This is a genomic window from Mesorhizobium sp. C120A (genome assembly GCF_030323105.1).
In the GTDB taxonomy this organism is placed as follows: Bacteria; Pseudomonadota; Alphaproteobacteria; order Rhizobiales; family Rhizobiaceae; genus Mesorhizobium.
In genome coordinates this window covers 1,839,125-1,856,773 of the sequence record NZ_CP100476.1, presented here as the reverse complement: position 1 = coordinate 1,856,773, position 17,649 = coordinate 1,839,125, and the positions used below count along the sequence as shown (strand labels likewise).

The following is a 17,649-nucleotide window of genomic DNA, read 5'->3' as shown; positions in this document are numbered from 1 at the left end:
TCAGATTTCAGGTCAATTCGACCTGAAATCATCCTGCTCTAGCGCGCATCGCTGGAAATGAACTTCATGTGCCGGCTGACTTGCAGGGCGATGTAGACGACCAGCGAGCATCCGATCGGAAACACGATCTCAATGAGGCCGGTGGCGACAGCCTGCGGCAATGCCAGCGCGATGTCCTTGGCTGCGGCGGTCTCGATCGTCAGCGCCGTGATCCCGCCGCCGAACACCGCGCCGGCCAAGGCACCCGCCAGCATGAAATGCAGCGAGCGAGGTTCTTCCTTGGATGCCAGCGAAGCCAGCATCCAGCCCAGCAAGCCATACTCGATCGCCCGCAACATACCGAGCGTGGTGAGCGACAGGATCACGGGCTTTGCCGATACATCAAGCGCGCTCACCATCACCTTTTGCGTACCTTTGGCGATGCCCATGGCCAGCGGCCCCGAGATCATGGCGATAAGGCCGCCAAGCGAGGCTCGCACCTTGGTGATCGCCGTGCCGAGGCTGACACCGGCGCAGACGAAGAATGACCAGGTCACGCCTTGCGCCAAGTCTATCAGAACCTGGGTCGGGGCCGGGTGCGAACCTGCCGCAAATCCGGCAGTCAGAATAAGCGCTTCCATGGCGAAGCCGATTGCGATCGCCAGCCATGCGACTATCACGACTCGCCTGAGCGCCAGCCTTGCGCCATGAGAAAGTGGATGTGCGCCCGGCAGCCCGGACGAAAGCTCTATCGCAGCCATAGAGGCCCCCAAAACCGAAATTTCTTGCAGAGCCGCCAAATAGGCTTTGTTTGTAACAGTCCGATGTTGCCTGCGTGCGCCCAGGTTACACATGCTGTGACATAGATGCTGGCGAAATGGACCAGAACGGGCACGACTATTCGAGAGAAAGCTTGAGGTCGCTTTTTGATGTCCCTGAAGCGCCCTTGCCCGTTTCCGTACAGCGTATATATTTAGTCATGCACAACCAACCAAAGGCACCGGATCTTGCCACTGAGCGTCCAGAAACGCCGCGAGAAACAAAAGGCCGAACTGCGTTCCGAACTGCTCGACGCAGCCCACAAGCTCGTCAAGGAAGAGGGCTATGAAGGCCTGACCATCCGCAAGTTGGCCAAGCGGGTCGGCTATGCTCCGATGTCGGTCTATTCCTACTTCGCCGACAAGCAAGACATCCTGTTTGCGCTGGCCGAGGATGCCTTCGAAACACTTGCCCGCCGCATCGAGGAGCATCCTTCCGACGATCCGATCGAGGCCTTGCGTGCGGTGATGACCGAATATGCTGCCTTCGGGCTCGGCAATCCCAACGAATACCGCACCGTGTTCATGACCGAAAAGACCAAGCTGCCGGAAGGCAGAAGCTATGAGGACATGGAAGAGGCCAACCCGGCGATGAAAGCGCTGATATCCAGGGTCGAGGCCTGCGTTGCCGCAGGCAAGCTGCAGGGCGATCCGCGCGCCATCGCCACCATGCTTTGGGCAGTCGGCCACGGCACCATCTCGCTTTTGATCACGTTCCCGTTCTACCCCTTCGGCGATCCACAGGCTTTCGTGACGCGGATGTGCGATTTCACACTCGCCACGCTCAGCACTCAGAATGTGCCGCCGCTGACCGAGACCCCGGTCGACTGCTGAGCATCCCCGCCCTCCAATCAACGTCCGGCCTGACAGCTTCGGCTGTGTCAGTGCGCCGCAATTTTCGGCATAAAAAAAATTTGTCGTACGCGTACGTTTTTCGACTTGAAAACCCATCTCGGTGGACGTATGTGTACGTTGTATCGTACATGTACGAAAAAGTTTAACCGATGGAGACTGACATGAACAAGACCCTTCTCGCCCTCGCCACCGTGCTGGCTCTCTCCGGCTCGGCTTTCGCCGCCAACAACACACACTCGACCAAGCAGGCCCCCGCCGCCACCTGCGTCGACACCACGACCAATGCCAAGCTCGATTGCGCCGTGACCGGCTCGGTCGAAAAGTCCGACGTCAAGGCCAAGAGCCCGCGTCTCGGCATCGAGATCAACCCATGGATCGTGCCGAGCACGTTCTAAGTTGATCGGGCTCGACCACAGCACAACGACTAATTTAAGGGCGGCAGGATAATCCCGGCCGCCCGTTTTTTCCTCAGCGCAAGCCGGCTTTTCCTGAGTTCAAACCTGGCGTAGCCGAACGGGTTATTTCTTGCGCGGTTTGCGACCCGGCACCGTCTTAGCCTTGCCGGGTCTTGCCGGCGCGCCTGGGATGGCGGTCGAGGTGATCGACACCGGATCGCTGGCCGGAAACGTGTCCTCGAGGCCTTCCTCGAGTTCCTCTTCGGCAGTCACCTCGTGATGCTGCTCATGTTCGAGTGAGCGCACGGCGGACGTCTTGCCAGCTGACTTCGGCGGCGCTTTCGACGGCATCGTATGTTCTCCCTGATGGGGGAAGCAGAACGGCTTGACCCGTCAAACGTTCCTACGCCGCCGCGTCGCTGGCTGCTTCCGACAGGAAAGTAAAGACATAGTCCGAGAAGGAACGCCAGCACTCGACCCGGAAAGCGTCGGCTGCCGTGCGCAACAGCAGGATTTCGCACTTGCCGAGAATGGTGCGCGACGCCGCGCCCACCGGAAAAGCCTCGAGCGACAAATCCTGCGGGCAGCCTGCATTGATCGCGGCGGCAGCCGCCGGGCCGGTGACGGCGAAGGCGACGTTGCGGTGCGAGATGCCGACCGCCGAATGCAATGCGGCAACCCCAGCACGATCGGCCAGCGGATCCTTGCCAGCCTCATCGATGACCAGCCACTCGTCAGGGCCAAGCCACAGCGCCGTGCGCCCTGTCTTCGACGCCGAAGTTTTCGGCTGCTTCGGCAAGGTCAGGCCGAGCGCCTTCGACAGCGCCGCGACGGAAGCCTCCGGCGCGCGCAGCGACATGCGCTCCGCCGGCGGCAGCACCTCGACCTTGACATCCGTTGCGGAAACGACGCGTCCAGCCAGGGCCGGGCGGCGCTCGACGGACGGCGCTGCAGCTGGGGCCGTCTTCTTTGCAGCAGCCTTAGCCATTGAGGCGCCCTCCCGTCTCGTCGAAGAACACCATGCCGGTAACCTCCACTTCGATCACGCCGTTCGGCATCGGCACATAGAGCGTGGCGCCCATCCGGTCGCGGCCGCCGGCAACCAGCGCCAGCGCGATCGAGCGACCGCAATTTTCCGACCAGTAGCTGGATGTGACGTGACCGATCATCTTCATCGGGATCGCCTGCTTCGGGTCAGCGACGATCTGCGCGCCCTCCTCAAGCACCACTTTCGGGTCCTTGGTCTTCAAGCCGACCAGCTGCTTGCGGCCCTTGGCGACAAGGTCGGGCCGCGTCAGGCCGCGGATGCCGACGAAATCGGTCTTCTTCTTGCCGACCGCCCAGTCGAGCCCGGCATCGTTCGGCGTCACCGTACCATCCGTGTCCTGGCCAACGATGATGTAGCCCTTTTCGGCGCGCAGCACGTGCATGGCCTCGGTGCCGTAGGCAGTAGCGCCATGCTTCTGGCCTTCGGCCCACAGCGCTTCCCAGACCGCCTGGCCGTGATCAGCCGGCACGTTGACTTCAAAACCGCGCTCGCCGGTGAACGACATGCGAAACAGCCTGGTCGGCACGCCGCAGATCTTGCCTTCGCGCACCGACATATGCGGCAGCGCCTCGTCCGACATGTCGATGCCTTCGACCAGCGGTGCAATGATGTCTCGCGACTTCGGCCCCTGCACGGCGATGACCGCCCATTGCTCGGTTATCGAGGTCAGCCAGACATTCAGATGCGAGAACTCGGTCTGGAGATAGTCCTCCATATGGTTCATGACGCGCGGCGCGCCACCCGTCGTGGTCGTCACATGAAAACGGTCCGGCGCCAGCCTGCCGACGACGCCGTCATCATAGATGAAACCATCCTCGCGCAGCATGATGCCATAGCGGCAGCGGCCGGGCTCAAGCTTCTCCCACGGATTGGTGTAGAGCAGTTCCATGAACCTGGCCGCATCCGGCCCGACCACTTCGATCTTGCCCAGCGTCGAGGCGTCGAACAGGCCGGCATTGCTGCGCACCACGACGCATTCGCGGTCGACCGCCTTGTGCATGTCCTCGCCGGGTTTGGGGAAATACCAGGCGCGCTTCCACTGCCCGACATCCTCGAACACCGCGCCTTGAGCTTCCGCCCAGGGATGGATCGCGGTCTTGCGTGTCGGGTCGAACAGCGGACCGCGCGAATGGCTGACGATCGCGCCGAAAGTAACAGGCGTATAGGGTGCGCGGAACGTGGTCAGCCCGACCTCGGGGATCGGCTTGCCAAGCGTCTCGGCGGCAATCGCCAGGCCGTGCATGTTGGAGGTCTTGCCCTGGTCGGTCGCCATGCCGTTGGTGGTGAAGCGCTTGACGTGCTCGATCGAGCGCATGCCTTCATGCACCGCCTGGCGGATGTCCTTGGCGGTGACGTCGTTCTGGAAATCGACGAAGGCCTTGACCGTCTTGTCCGGCCCGGCGCCGGGCGCCGCGCCCAGCATGCCGCGCGACCAGCTTTCCGACGCGTCGACCTTCGGCTTTACGCCCTTGGCCACTTTGCCGCCCGCATCCTTCGCCGCCTTTGCGCCGGCCGCATAGGCCTCATCGATCGACGCCGAGAGCCCATCCGTACCGTTGCAGGCGCCGACCGAAACGCAGTCCTGCGCATAGATGCCCGGCACGAAGCGCTTGGTCTCGTCATTGAAGGCGACCTTGCCGCGCGACTGCGAGAACAGATGCACCGACGGCGTCCAGCCGGCCGACATCAGGATGGCGTCGACCGGAATGGTGCGCTCGCCGCCCCCATTCTTCGGCTGCACCGTCATCGAGGTCACGCGCAACTTGCCGCCGGCGCGGATCACCGCGCGGCCGAAATTGACCTCGATCCCGAGCGCCCTCGCCTCGTCGATCACAGGTCCGGTCGGATGGTCGCGCAGGTCGACGATCGCCGCCACGTTGACGCCGGCCTTCTTCAGGTCGATCGCGGCGGAGTAGGCCGAGTCATTTGCGGTGTAGACGCCGACATTTTTGCCGACCGCGACACCGTACTGGTTGAGATAAGTCCGCGCCGCCGAGGCCAGCATGATGCCGGGCCGGTCATTGTCGGCAAACACCATATGGCGTTCGATGGCGCCGGTCGCCAGCACCACGCGCTTGGCGCGTACCTGCCATAGGCGCTCGCGCGGCAAATCGTGGCCGGGGTTTTGCAGATGGTCGCTGACCCGCTCGACCAGGCCGACGAAGTTCTGCGCGTAGTAGCCGAACGCCGTCGTCCGCGACAAAACGCGGACATTGTCCAGGGCGGTGAGCTTGGCCACCGCGCCTTGCGCCCAGGCATAACCGTCCTGGCCGTCGATCTTCGCCCCGCTCTCGAAGCGCAGGCTGCCGCCGAAGCTGGCCTGTTCATCGGCGAGGATGACACGCGCGCCGGTTTCGGCAGCGGCAAGCGCTGCCGCGATGCCGGCCGCACCGCCGCCCAGCACCAGCACGTCGCAATGCGCATAGCGCGAGGAATAATGGTCGGGATCTGGCTTGTCGGGCGAAACGCCGAGACCCGCCGCGGCGCGGATCTTCGGCTCGTAGAGGCTCTTCCAGGCTGCCTTCGGCCACATGAAGGTCTTGTAGTAGAAGCCGGCCGAAAACAGCGGCGATGCAATGTCGTTGACCGCGCCGACATCGAAGGCCAGCGAAGGCCAGCGGTTCTGCGACTGCGCGACCAGCCCGTCATAGAGCTCCTGCACCGTGGCGCGGATGTTGGGCGCCTTGCGTGCCGCGTCGCGCTTGACCTCGACCAGCGCGTTGGGCTCTTCCGCTCCGGCCGACAGGAAGCCGCGCGGACGGTGATACTTGAACGAACGTCCCACCAGATGCACGCCATTGGCAAGCAGCGCCGAGGCCAGCGTGTCGCCTTCGATCCCGGTGTAGGCCTGGCCGTCGAAGCTGAAGCGCGCGGTCTTGGCCTGGCTGAGCCGGCCGGCGCTCGGAATGCGGAACGCGCCGCTCATTTGGAAGCCATTTCGTTGGAGTTTTTGGGCAGCTTGGACGGTTTCGGCTCGACGGCTTTGTAAGTCATGACGAACTTGTCGGTGACGGTGTCGCGCACCGCATTGAAGAAGCGTGCGCAGCCATGGATGTGGCGCCAGCGCTCATAGATGATGCCCTTGGGGTTCGAGCGGATGAAGAAGAACTTTTCGAAGTCGTCGTCGCTCTCGCCCGCCATGTTGGCCGAACGCGCAATATGCGCCTCGCCGGCGTTACGGAACTCGAGCTCCGGGCGCTCTTCCTCGCAATAGGGGCAGCGGATGAGAAGCATTATCGTTCGTTCCTACAATTCGCCGTGGCCGACATGCGCGCCGGCCGGTTGGTTGCAAAGCCTCTGGCCCATCGCCGCAAAAGGCGCGACGAGCCGAATGCGCTCCTCCACGCTTGCGGCGGGGCGAAACAGCTCGCGATACGCCATGTTGCCGATCGTGAGCTGAAACGGATCGGTCGTCACGATGACGCTGCGCGGCTCGAATGTGTCGTCCTCGCCGAGATCGGAGGGCCTGTTCTCCATGAAGATGACCACCTTCTGGCCACCACTCCACACGCATGCCAGAATGCCGGCGTCGATCGAAAACGGCCAATTGGCTTCGTTGCCGGCGCGGCTGATCGGCTGCGTCCGCACCTCGTCCGGTGACGGAAAATGGAACAGGTCCTGCTCCCCCGCCAGCACCAGCGGCACCGCTACAGCCAACTCCACCATCATCAGTGCGCCACCGCCGCCGCCGCTGCCTCGTCGATGAGGCGGCCGGTACGGAAGCGCTCGATGGTGAAGGGCGCGTTGATAGGATGCGGATCGTCCTTGGCAATCGTGTGGGCAAAGACATGGCCTGAGCCGGGCGTTGCCTTGAAGCCGCCCGTGCCCCAGCCGCAATTGACGTAGAGGCCGGGCACCGGCGTCTTGGCCAGGATCGGCGAACGGTCGGGCGTCACGTCGACGATGCCGCCCCACGAGCGCAGCATCTTCATGCGGGTGAAGATCGGGAACATCTCGCAGATGGCGTCGAGCGTGTGCTGCAGGATATGCAGGCCGCCGGTCTGCGAATAGGAGACATACTGGTCGGTGCCGGCGCCGATCACCAGCTCGCCCTTGTCGGACTGCGAGATGTAGGCGTGCACCGTGTTCGACATCACCACGCAAGGCACCACCGGCTTGACCGGCTCCGACACCAGCGCCTGCAGGGGATAGCTTTCCAGCGGCATGCGCACGCCGGCCATGTTCATGATCACCGAGGAGTGGCCTGCAGCCACCACGCCGACCTTCTTGGCGCCGATGAAGCCGCGCGTCGTGTCGACGCCCATGACCGCGCCATTGGCCGCCCGCTTGACGCCGGTGACCTCGCAATTCTGGATGATGTGCACGCCGCGCGCCGAAGCGCCGCGCGCATAACCCCAGGCAACCGCGTCGTGACGCGCCGTGCCGCCTCGCCGCTGCAAGGCGGCGCCGACGACGGGATAGCGCGCCTGCCTGGAAATGTTGAGCGGCGGGCAGAATTCCTTCGCCTGCTCAGGCGTCAGCCATTCATTGTCGATGCCGTTGAGACGGTTGGCATGGACATGGCGCTTCAGCACCTGGATGTCGTGCACATTGTGCGCCAGCATCATGACGCCGCGCGCCGAATACATGACGTTGTAGTTGAGTTCCTGGGAGAGCCCATCCCACAGCTTCAGCGCATGGTCGTAAATGCCGGCGCTCTCGTCATAGAGGTAGTTGGAGCGGATGATGGTGGTGTTGCGACCGGTGTTGCCGCCGCCGAGCCAGCCCTTTTCCAGCACCGCGACATTGGTGATGCCGTGTACGGTGGCGAGATAGTAGGCGGTGGCCAGGCCATGACCGCCGGCGCCGACGATGATGACGTCATATTCCTTCTTTGGCTCTGGCGAGGACCATTGTTCCTCCCAGCCCTTGTGGCCGCGCATGGCCTCGCGGGCGATGGCGAATACCGAATATTTTTTCAACGTTCCAGCCTCGCAAATGGCGGTGGGGTTTTTTACGCAGCCCCGGCGCGCGAGGTGTATCACTAGCGAAACGGCGCTTCCACCCTTGCGCTGTTTGCGACGGCGCTTGCCGTTTTGCGCCGCGGTGGAAAAGACCTGCCCGGGCTGGCAGGCATGGCTGCGTTCGGACACACTGGCGATCGCGAGACTCTGGAGGACGAATATGGGCAACGCCTGGTGGAATCTGACGTTGCGTTTCCTGCTGGAACTTGCCGCCTTGCTTGGCCTCGGCTTTGCCGGCTGGAGCCTCTCCGGCGGCTGGTGGCGCTGGCTCTTCGCCTTGGCCTTGCCGTTCATTGCAGCTGCGCTGTGGGGAACCTTCGCGGTGCGCGGCGATCCGAGCCGGTCCGGACGCGCGCCGGTTCCTGTACCAGGCGCAGTCAGGCTGGTGCTTGAACTGGCCATCCTGTTTGGCGGTGCAGCCGGATTCTATGCCGCCGGTCACACGACCACGGGCGTTGTCATCACGCTGCTCATCGCCATCAGCTACGCATTTTCGCTCGACCGCCTCGGCTGGCTGCTGAAGCAATAGTCCGGCGCGCGGCGCTTGTGCCGCTGCGAAGCCATTCAGCAAGTCGAGCACGTATCGGGTGGCTAGCACCGTCCCGAACTGCGATCAACATCCCGGTTGCCGGCACAGCGGGTGCCATGAAAGGATGTAAGAAAATGTTCGTACTCACCAATAAAATAGCGATCGTCACCGGCGCCAGTTCCGGCATCGGGCGCGCCACCGCAAAACTCTTCGCCGAAGAAGGTGCCAGGGTCGTCATCGCCGCCCGCCGCCAGGCCGAACTCGATGCGCTGGTCGCTGAAATCGAGGATGCCGACGGCTCGGCAGTCGCGCTTGCCGGCGATGTCCGCGACGAAGCCTATGCAAAAGCCCTCGTCGATCTCGCCGTCGAAAAATTCGGCGGGCTCGATATCGCCTTCAACAATGTCGGCTCGGTCGGAGCGATGGGTCCGATTTCGGAACTGTCGCTGGACGGATGGCGCGAGACGCTCGACGCCAATCTGACCAGCGCCTTTCTCGGCGCGAAATACCAGGTGCCGGCGATGGTCGAACGCGGCGGCGGATCGCTGATCTTCACCTCGACCTTCGTCGGTCACACAGTCGGCATGCCGGGCATGACCAGCTATGCCGCGAGCAAGGCCGGACTGATCGGCCTGACGCAGGTGCTGGCCGCCGAATACGGCCCCAGGGGCGTGCGGGTCAACGCGCTGATGCCGGGTGGCACCGACACGCCGTCGGCAACATTCAAGACGCCGGAATCACGCGCTTTCGTGGAAAACCTGCATGCCTTGAAACGTGTGGCTGTGCCTGAAGAGATCGCCCGCGCTGCGCTCTTCCTGGCATCGGATGCGTCGAGCTTCACCACAGGATCGGCGCTGTTTGCCGATGGCGGCGTCTCGATCACCCGGACGTGAAGCATTTCGCGGGTCATCGCCCGCGCCGATCAGCCATAGAACCCGAAACCGGACTTGCTTTTTCCACGCGATTTGGCGATTCGGTTTCGGGTGAGGAGGACGGACATGCTGCTGATCAGGACCTATGTCGCCCAGAGCGCAATCGAAGGCGTCGGCGTGTTCGCCGCCGAGCCGATCAGGAAGGGCGCCTCGATCTGGCGGCTCGATCCGGATTTCGACCGGCTGATCCCGATGGACAAATACGAGGCGGCGCCGCCGCACCTCAAGGAATTGCTCGACCGCTATGCCTATCCGAGCCCCGACCGTCCCGGCTTCATGGTCTATGAAGTCGATAATGGCCGCTTCATGAACCACGCCGAGCGGCCGAACACGGATTTTTCGCAATATGGCGGCGCCACCGCCACTCGAGATATATCAGCCGGCGAGGAAATTACCTGCGATTACGGCGAATTCTTCGAGGATTTCGCACGGCTCCATCTGGCCAGCGCCTAGTTGGCGCCCTATCTCGGGGCTGCCGTGGCAAATTGGCGGTTGTCCTTCATTTCCAGTGTGGACAGCGCGGCCTGATTCTGCTATCAGCCGCCACAATTCGTGGTGTAAAGCGCCGCGGAGGCATGTGGCTATGGTCACTTGCCTGTTGATATCAAACCCGAAAGACAGGATTGCCCGTGCAGGTACTCGTCCGCGACAATAACGTTGATCAGGCGCTTCGCGCTCTCAAAAAGAAGATGCAGCGCGAAGGCATTTTCCGCGAAATGAAGATGCGCGGCCATTACGAGAAGCCTTCCGAGAAGCGCGCCCGTGAAAAGGCCGAAGCCGTTCGCCGCGCCCGCAAGCTGGCCCGCAAGCGCGCCCAGCGCGAAGGCCTGCTGCCGATGACGCCGCGCCCGGTTGCTGCCGGCGCCGCCGGTGGTCCTGGTGGTGCTCCGCGTCCGCCGCGGTTCTGACGCCAATTTTTCGTCCTTTTCGAAGGATACTCTGAGGTGGCGCGATGCGGAATCGCCGCCACCTTTTTGTTTGGAGCGCCGCCATTCTGTTGGAGGCCGTTCCTTGAACGCGCAAACGGCGTTCTAGATTTTGTTACGACAATCTGTGACCCGGCCCGGAGGGGGACCTGGACGGCGCGGCTGAAGTGAGGACAGGGCAGACATGAACGCAATCGGCGTAGAGCGCAAAACCACAATGCGCGGTTTGGCCCTGGCGGCAGCCCTGATGTCCGGCCTGGTGCTTGCCAGTTGCCAGAGCGTTCCGACCGGCGAATTCAACAACATCGACAAGGCGCAAGGCTCAACCGAGAACATCTCCTCGCTGTCGGCGGTGATCCAGCGCAATCCGCAGGATCCGGAAGGCTACAATGTGCGCGGCTCGGCCTATGGCCGTGGCGGCCAGTACCAGGCGGCGCTGAAGGATTTCGACACCGCCATCCAGCTCAACCCGAATTTCTACCAGGCCTATTCGAACCGGGCACTGATCCAGCGCTTCCTCGGCAACCAGGCGGCCGCCCTTGCCGACTACAACCGCTCGATCCAGATCAATGCAAATTATGACGCCGCCTATATCGGCCGCGGCAACCTCTATCGCAAGGCTGGCCAGACCCAGCAGGCCTTCAACGATTTCCAGAAGGCGATCCAGCTCGACACCACGGATGCCCGCGCCTATCACAATCGCGGCCTGATCTATCAGAGCCAAGGCCAGCACAAGTTTGCCATCGAGGATTTCTCGACCGCCATCTCGCTGGCGCCGGACGCCGCCGAACCCTACAACGGCCGCGGCCTCTCCTATCTCGCCATGAATGACGAGGACAACGCCTTCTCCGACTTCAACATGGCCATCAAGCTCGACGGCAAGAACGCCGAAGCCTGGTCCAACCAGGCGCTGATCTACGAGCGCCGCGGCGACAAGGTCAAGGCCTCGAAGGCCTACCGCGAAGCCGTCCATCTCGACCCGACCTACCAGCCGGCCAAGGACGGCCTGTCTCGCACATCGGGCGCCACGGCCGGCTGAGATGCGGCCGGCGCGCCGCCATCGGCGGCCTTTTATACAACGTTCCATTCCTGATGCAGTGCGCCGCGTGAGCGGTTTCTCCCAAGGGAAAGCGCAGAGCCCTTCCCCTAGGGATTGCGTATCCAGAAAACCCCACTATCACCCAATCTTAACCACCGGGGGCAAAGCGCTAACCCTTGCCTTGATCGCGCCAAGTTTTCAGCGGAACGCTCCGGGCCATTCAACCGTTGTTGAAGGCATTTTCGAAAGGACTGACCCATGATCAAGAAAATCATCTGTGCCGCGGCACTTGCCACGACGCTGCTTGCCGTTCCCGCCAGCGCCGGCAAGCTTCAGCTCGGCACGCTCGATTGCACCATCGACGGCGGCGTCGGTTACGTCATCACGTCGAACAAGGGCGTCGACTGCACGTTCCGCCCTTATCACCATGGGCCGTCCGAGAAATACACGGGGATGATCTCCAAGCTCGGGGTCGATCTCGGCCAGACGCATCAGGGCCAGCTGGTGTGGGCGGTTCTGGCCGCCACCCGCGGCCATGACGAGGGCGACCTTGCCGGCCATTATTACGGCGTCAACGCCGAGGCGAGCGTGGTGACCGGCGGCGGCGCCAATCTGCTGGTCGGCGGGCTCGACGGCGCCTTTGTGCTGGAGCCGCTCAGCGTCCAGGCGCAGACCGGCGTCAATGTAGCGGTCGCCGTGACCTCCCTGGAGCTGATCCACTCGTTCAAATAAGCATCGGCAAATAAGTATCGACTGATCCCTCTACGCGCGGCGCGGAACAGGTTACTGTTTCGCGCCGCATGCTTTTTGGGGGATCCGCCGTGCTGAAACCAGCCATCGCCGCCGCTATCACCATCATCTGTACCGCCCAGGCCCAAGCGCAAGACCAGGGCATCGAACTCGGTGTGCTCGATTGCGCCATCGGCGGCGGCACCGGCTTCATCTTCGGCTCCAGCAAGGATCTGAGCTGCACCTTCACGCCGGCCGACAAGAGCTTTTCGCCGGAAGCCTATTTCGGCGCCGTCAACAAATACGGGCTCGACATCGGCACCACCAAGCAGACCGTCATGCAATGGCTGGTGCTGACGCCGCTGAGGAACATCTATGCGCCCGGCGCGTTGGCCGGCGACTATATCGGGGCCAGCGCCGAAGTGACGGCGGCGGTCGGCGCCGGCGCCAATCTCCTGGTCGGCGGCTCCTCGCAGGCCTTCACCCTGCAGCCGCTCAGCCTGCAGACGCAGACCGGTATCAACATTGCCATCGGCGTCAGCCAGTTTCAGCTGCGCAGCATTGAGAACTGACCGGCGCATCAAGCGGAGAGGCTTCCGGCCAATCTCGACCGTTTGCACTTCGATAAAAAGCCACTTGAGCTCAACTGCGCTTGAGGTTTTACAACTCGCCTGACTGAAACAGCGCGCATGGCCCCGCCGGAAAGCCCGACTGGCTTCTGGCGCCATGCGCCGGCATCGAGATATGCAAAGGCAGGGTAAAAGAATGACTGAAATCACCAGCAACAAGGTCGACTGGCGGGCATTGTGGGCAAGCGGCGACCTCGCGCGCTTCTGCTTCATCAGCCTCGGCATCCTGCTGCACGCCACCAACGAGACGATGGTGGCGACGGTCATGCCGGCCATGGTCGGGGACCTCGCCGGTGTGCAGTTCGTCGGCTGGTCGCTGGCCGTCTACGAGCTCGGCGCCATTGTCGCCGGCGCTGCGGCGGGGCGGCTGGTCAGCTATGTCGCTCTACGCTCCAACGTCACGGTCGCCGCCCTGCTCTATGCCGTGGGCGCCCTGATCTGCGCCACCGCGCCGTCCATGCCGGTGTTTCTTGCCGGCCGTCTGGTCGAGGGGCTCGGCGGCGGTGCGCTGGTGTCGCTGGCCTTCGTCTCGGTCGAGCGGCTGTTTAACCGCAACATCTGGCCACAGCTGTTCGGCATAATGTCGGCGATCTGGGGCGTCGCCGCGTTCAGCGGCCCGATGCTCGGCGCGATCATGGTCGAGCTCCTGTCCTGGCGCTGGGCCTTCGGCGTCTTCGTGCTGGGTGGCATTGCCATGGCATCGGCAAGCTTCATCGTCCTGAACACGCCGGAAGCGGCGAAGCCGCAGGCCGCCGCCGGCACATCGCCGCCCTTCCCCTATGCAGCACTTGGCTGCCTCGCCATCGCCGTCGTGCTGATCGCCACCGCAGGCGTCGACGTCGCCTTGCTGCGCTCGTCGCTGCTGCTGGCCCTCGGCCTCGCCGGCCTGGCGCTGTTCGTTTTCGTCGACGCCATGAAGCCGCAATCGCGACTGTTCCCGTCGGGCCTGTTCTCATGGCGCTCGCCGGTCGGCAGCGGCATGACCATGGTTGCCGCCTTCTCGGTGGCGACAGTCTCTTTTTCCATCTACGGGCCGCTTCTGCTTACCACGCTGCACGGCATCCCGATCCTGACCACAGGCTACATCATCGCCGCCGAATCGATCGCCTGGTCGATCCTGTCGATCGCCGTCGCCAATGCGCCGCTGCACCGCGAACGGCAGATCCTCGTCATCGGCGCGCTGATGATTGCAGCCGGCCTCGGGGGTTTCGCCTATGCCATCCCCGCCGGCTCGATCCCGATGATCCTGCTCTGCGCTTTGTTGCAAGGCGGTGGCTTCGGCGGGTCATGGCCCTTCCTGACCCGCATCATCGTCGCCTCGGCCCGCGACGGCGAGCAGACGATCGCCTCGGCCGCCGTGCCGACCATGCAGCGCATCGGCTACGCCGTGGGCGCCGCCATGGCCGGCATCATCGCCAATGCCAGCGGCTTTTCGGACGGACTGAACCGCGAGGCAGCAGCGCACGTCGCCGGCTGGCTGTACCTGGCCTTCGTGCCACTCGGCATTGTCGGTTGCCTGGCGGCGTTGAAGATGGCTTTGGAGGCACGCCGGCCGCAACTGGCGCCAGGCTGAGGGCACGGCCGATCGAGAATTTGGCGACAGCATTCCGCCGGCGCTGTCGGCGTCAAATGCCCTCGGCCACAAGGCTGCCTGCAAGACCATGGCCTGCCCGATTGCGGAACCGGCGGCCGCTCAGGCTTGCAAACGCTCGGCGATGAACGCGGCGAGCCGCGCCGCCACCTCGTCCTTGCCCATCTCAGGCCATTCCTCGACACCGTCCTTCGAGACGATGCGCACCTTGTTGCGGTCGCCGCCCATGACGCCGGTGGGGCCGACGCCGCTTTCATGCGAGACATCGTTGGCGACAATGAAATCGGCGCCCTTCTTCTTCAGCTTGGCCTCGGCATTCGCAATCAGGTCCTGCGTCTCGGCGGCGAAGCCGACAACCAGCCCCGGCCGTTGCCCGTGATGACCAACACTGGCGAGAATGTCGGGGTTTTCGACCATTTGCAGCGCCGGTGGGCCCTGGCCCGCCACCTTCTTGATCTTCTCGCCGGCCGTGCCAGCGGTGCGCCAGTCGGCGACGGCAGCTACGAAGACCGCGGCGTCCGCCGGCAACAACTGTTCGACGGCCGCTTTCATCTCGGCCGCGGTCTCCACATGCGTCGTCACAACGCCGGCCGGATCGGCAATGCCGACCGGACCGGAGACCAGGCGTACATCCGCGCCCAGTCTTGCCAGCGCTGCCGCAATCGCATGGCCCTGCTTGCCCGAAGAGCGGTTGGCGATGTAGCGCACCGGGTCGATCGGCTCATGCGTCGGCCCCGAGGTGACGATGATCCTGCGGCCGGCCAGCGGCTTCGGCCTGCTGTCGAGCAGTGCCTCGATCACTGCCACGATCTCCAGCGGCTCGGCCATGCGGCCCTCGCCCGCCTCGTTGCTTTCCGCCATCTCGCCCTTGGCCGGGCCGACGAAGGCGATGCCATCCTTGGCGAGCGTCGCCCGGTTGCGGCTCGTCGCGGCATGCGACCACATTTTCGGGTTCATCGCCGGCGCCATCAGCACCTTCTTGTCGGTGGCGAGCAGCACCGTCGAGGCCAGATCGTTGGCATGGCCGTTGGCGAGCTTGGCCATCAGATCGGCAGTGGCCGGCGCCACTACCAGAAGGTCGGCCTCGCGCGACAGGCGGATATGGCCGACATCGTGCTCGTCATTGCGGTCGAACAATTCGCTGAAGACATGGTCGGCCGAAAGCGCGCCGACCGAAAGCGTGGTGACGAACTCCTGCGCCGCCGATGTCATCACGACGCGCACCGCCGCACCGCGCTCGCGCAGCCGGCGGATCAGGTCCAGCGCCTTGTAGGCGGCGATGCCGCCGCCGATGATCAGCAGGATGCGCCTGCCGTCGAGGGTTTTGTGCGTTTTTGTGGATTGACCACGCTCGGGCAGATCGATGTCAAAACCTCCATGAGGCTCAACCAGGCGGCGGATTGTTGCATAGAGGGTTTCGCTCTCGGGCATGCCGGCTTCCGCCGACAGCACGCTTTTGGCAAGCGCATCACGCGCCTCTTCCTCCATCGACACCCCGCGCGCCGCAGCGCGCTCACGCAATTTCTGCTTCACGTCGTCAGCTAGATTGCGGACAGTAATGGTGCCCATGACTTGCTCCGCGACATCAATAGCGCGACTGCAACGCTAGCACCACAGTTGCTAGCGATGCAAGCGATCAGAGCAGCTTCCACGCGATATACACCAGCGTCAGCGCGATCACCCATAGCGCCAGCCGGCCCGAGCGGGTGTAGCGCGCTTCGGCCTTACCGATGGCGCGCGATGTCGCTTCGTCGAAGCGGAGGCCGTGCTCCGCCATAAAATCGATCTCGCGTGACAGCCGCTCGGTGCGGGCGGCAAGATCGGGCGCCTGGCGGGCCAGCGCCAGCAGCGCCTTGGCGCCGTCGCGCGCGTCCATCAGCAGGCCGCTCGGCCCGAGATTGCCGGCGATCCACTGGCCGACCACCGGCTCGGCCGTCTTCCACATGTTGAAGGCCGGGTCGAGCGTGCGTGCGACGCCTTCGACCACCACCATGGTCTTCTGCAACAGGATCAGTTCCGACCGCGTGGCCATATCGAACAGTTCGGTGACCTCGAACAGCAGCGTGAGAAGCTTCGCCATCGAGATGGTTTCAGCCGGCTGGCCATGGATCGGCTCGCCGATGGCGCGAATGGCCTGCGCGAAAGCCGCGACATTGTGCTGGCGCGGCACGTAGCCGGCCTCGAAATGCACCTCGGCGACGCGCAGATAGTCGCGCGTGATGAAGCCGTAGAGGATTTCGGCGAGGAACCGGCGCTCCTTCTTGCCGAGCCGTCCGGCAATGCCGAGATCGACGGCGACGATATTGCCATTGGCCTCGACGAACAGATTGCCTGGATGCATGTCGGCATGGAAGAAGCCGTCCCGCAGCGTGTGACGCAGGAACGACTGGATCAGGTTGGTGGCGATCGCCTTCAGATCGTGCCCCGCCGCAGCGAGCCCGGCGATGTCGTTCATCTTGACGCCGTCGACCCATTCCATGGTCAGCACATCGCGCCCGGTGCGCTCCCAGTCGACCGACGGCACGCGGAAGCCCGGATCGTCCTTGGTGTTTTCGCCCAGTTCCGAAAGTGCGGCCGCCTCGAGGCGAAGATCCATCTCGATCTTGGTGGTCTGCGCCAGCGTCTCGGTCACCTCGACCGGCCGCAGCCGGCGCGACGACGGGATGTATTTCTCCTGCAGCCGGGCGGCGAGGAAATAGCTTTCGAGATCCTGGAAGAAGCGGCGGCGCACGCCAGGCCGGATCACCTTCACCGCCACCTTGGTATCGACACCGTCATGCATGGCCTGCGCGGGATGGACCTGGGCGATGGAGGCCGCCGCGACCGGCCCGCCGAACTGCGTATAGAGTTCGCCGATCTTGCGCCCGAGCGAGCCCTCGATCGCCGCCACCGCTTCCGCCTGCGAAAAAGTGTGCATCTTGTCCTGCAGCATGGCGAGGTCGAGCGCCATGTCGTTGCCGACGACATCAGGCCGCGTCGCCAGGAACTGGCCGAGCTTGACGTAGGAGGGTCCGAGCCGGACCACCGCCTTGGCCAGCCGGTCGCTGCGCTCATAAGCGAGTGCGCGGCGGCGGGTGAAGAGCCGGGCCATGCGCCAGCCGAATTTCGGCAGGCCGCCGAGTTCGTCGCCCGGCAGTGCTGCGATCACGCCCTCGCGGACCAGCACCCAGCCGGCCCGCGCGAGCCGAAAGGCGGCGCCGACGCTGCTCATCGCC

The 17,649-nt window shown here is 63.9% G+C and carries 19 protein-coding genes; 10 read left to right on the top strand and 9 right to left on the bottom strand.

Annotated elements, in window-relative coordinates; genetic code table 11:
- Window positions 1-38: 38 nt before the first annotated feature.
- Window positions 39-833 (bottom strand): hypothetical protein, encoded by a 795-nt coding sequence (locus NL532_RS09150; protein ID WP_155923735.1) that lies wholly within the window; start codon window positions 831-833, stop codon window positions 39-41.
- A gap of 153 nt (window positions 834-986) precedes the next feature.
- On the opposite strand from NL532_RS09150, the gene NL532_RS09145 reads away from it, so the two are divergent.
- Window positions 987-1,631, top strand: coding sequence for a TetR/AcrR family transcriptional regulator (locus NL532_RS09145; protein ID WP_023671149.1), 645 nt, complete (start codon window positions 987-989; stop codon window positions 1,629-1,631).
- A 182-nt stretch (window positions 1,632-1,813) separates the two neighbouring features.
- The gene (locus tag NL532_RS09140; RefSeq protein WP_023671148.1) at window positions 1,814-2,047 is read left to right on the top strand and encodes a DUF680 domain-containing protein; all 234 of its coding nucleotides are present in this window, start codon (window positions 1,814-1,816) and stop codon (window positions 2,045-2,047) included.
- 123 nt (window positions 2,048-2,170) lie between these two features.
- On the opposite strand, the gene NL532_RS09135 is transcribed toward NL532_RS09140, so the two are convergent.
- Genes NL532_RS09135 through NL532_RS09110 form a run of 6 tightly spaced genes read right to left on the bottom strand, consistent with a single transcriptional unit; the run spans window position 2,171 to window position 8,017 of the window.
- Window positions 2,171-2,398, bottom strand: a complete 228-nt coding sequence (locus NL532_RS09135; protein ID WP_023671147.1) for a hypothetical protein — start codon at window positions 2,396-2,398, stop codon at window positions 2,171-2,173.
- A gap of 52 nt (window positions 2,399-2,450) precedes the next feature.
- The gene (locus NL532_RS09130) at window positions 2,451-3,035 is read right to left on the bottom strand and encodes a sarcosine oxidase subunit gamma (protein ID WP_023683198.1); all 585 of its coding nucleotides are present in this window, start codon (window positions 3,033-3,035) and stop codon (window positions 2,451-2,453) included.
- Window positions 3,028-6,021, bottom strand: coding sequence for a sarcosine oxidase subunit alpha (locus tag NL532_RS09125; protein WP_023828254.1), 2,994 nt, complete (start codon window positions 6,019-6,021; stop codon window positions 3,028-3,030). Before NL532_RS09125 ends, NL532_RS09130 begins: the two co-directional genes overlap by 8 nt.
- Window positions 6,018-6,329, bottom strand: a complete 312-nt coding sequence (locus NL532_RS09120) for a sarcosine oxidase subunit delta (RefSeq protein WP_023671144.1) — start codon at window positions 6,327-6,329, stop codon at window positions 6,018-6,020. Before NL532_RS09120 ends, NL532_RS09125 begins: the two co-directional genes overlap by 4 nt.
- 12 nt (window positions 6,330-6,341) lie before the next feature.
- The gene (locus tag NL532_RS09115; RefSeq protein ID WP_023710913.1) at window positions 6,342-6,764 is read right to left on the bottom strand and encodes a hypothetical protein; all 423 of its coding nucleotides are present in this window, start codon (window positions 6,762-6,764) and stop codon (window positions 6,342-6,344) included.
- Complete coding sequence (locus NL532_RS09110) at window positions 6,764-8,017, bottom strand: sarcosine oxidase subunit beta (protein ID WP_023683196.1); 1,254 nt, start codon at window positions 8,015-8,017, stop codon at window positions 6,764-6,766. Before NL532_RS09110 ends, NL532_RS09115 begins: the two co-directional genes overlap by 1 nt.
- Window positions 8,018-8,219: 202 nt before the next feature.
- Between NL532_RS09110 and NL532_RS09105 the strand changes: the two genes are divergently transcribed.
- From NL532_RS09105 to NL532_RS09070, 8 genes are all read left to right on the top strand, one after another.
- Window positions 8,220-8,588 (top strand): YrdB family protein, encoded by a 369-nt coding sequence (locus NL532_RS09105; RefSeq protein ID WP_023671141.1) that lies wholly within the window; start codon window positions 8,220-8,222, stop codon window positions 8,586-8,588.
- A gap of 134 nt (window positions 8,589-8,722) precedes the next feature.
- A complete protein-coding gene (locus NL532_RS09100; protein WP_023756309.1) occupies window positions 8,723-9,481 on the top strand; it encodes an SDR family oxidoreductase in 759 nt (252 codons plus the stop codon).
- 105 nt (window positions 9,482-9,586) lie between these two features.
- Window positions 9,587-9,973 (top strand): SET domain-containing protein, encoded by a 387-nt coding sequence (locus tag NL532_RS09095; RefSeq protein ID WP_023671139.1) that lies wholly within the window; start codon window positions 9,587-9,589, stop codon window positions 9,971-9,973.
- A gap of 176 nt (window positions 9,974-10,149) precedes the next feature.
- Window positions 10,150-10,428, top strand: a complete 279-nt coding sequence (gene rpsU, locus NL532_RS09090) for a 30S ribosomal protein S21 (RefSeq protein ID WP_023671138.1) — start codon at window positions 10,150-10,152, stop codon at window positions 10,426-10,428.
- Between the two features lie 202 nt (window positions 10,429-10,630).
- Window positions 10,631-11,485, top strand: a complete 855-nt coding sequence (locus tag NL532_RS09085) for a tetratricopeptide repeat protein (RefSeq protein WP_023825476.1) — start codon at window positions 10,631-10,633, stop codon at window positions 11,483-11,485.
- Between the two features lie 258 nt (window positions 11,486-11,743).
- A complete protein-coding gene (locus NL532_RS09080; protein ID WP_023671136.1) occupies window positions 11,744-12,217 on the top strand; it encodes a DUF992 domain-containing protein in 474 nt (157 codons plus the stop codon).
- An 89-nt stretch (window positions 12,218-12,306) separates the two neighbouring features.
- Window positions 12,307-12,786 (top strand): DUF992 domain-containing protein, encoded by a 480-nt coding sequence (locus tag NL532_RS09075; protein WP_023683192.1) that lies wholly within the window; start codon window positions 12,307-12,309, stop codon window positions 12,784-12,786.
- A gap of 193 nt (window positions 12,787-12,979) precedes the next feature.
- A complete protein-coding gene (locus NL532_RS09070; protein ID WP_023828255.1) occupies window positions 12,980-14,416 on the top strand; it encodes an MFS transporter in 1,437 nt (478 codons plus the stop codon).
- 120 nt (window positions 14,417-14,536) lie between these two features.
- Here NL532_RS09070 and coaBC read toward each other — a convergent pair whose 3' ends face one another.
- Both coaBC and ubiB read right to left on the bottom strand, forming a co-directional pair.
- The gene (gene coaBC / locus NL532_RS09065; protein ID WP_023825478.1) at window positions 14,537-16,003 is read right to left on the bottom strand and encodes a bifunctional phosphopantothenoylcysteine decarboxylase/phosphopantothenate--cysteine ligase CoaBC; all 1,467 of its coding nucleotides are present in this window, start codon (window positions 16,001-16,003) and stop codon (window positions 14,537-14,539) included.
- Window positions 16,004-16,070: 67 nt separating this feature from the next.
- Window positions 16,071-17,645 (bottom strand): 2-polyprenylphenol 6-hydroxylase, encoded by a 1,575-nt coding sequence (ubiB, locus tag NL532_RS09060; protein ID WP_023671132.1) that lies wholly within the window; start codon window positions 17,643-17,645, stop codon window positions 16,071-16,073.
- Window positions 17,646-17,649: the final 4 nt, after the last annotated feature.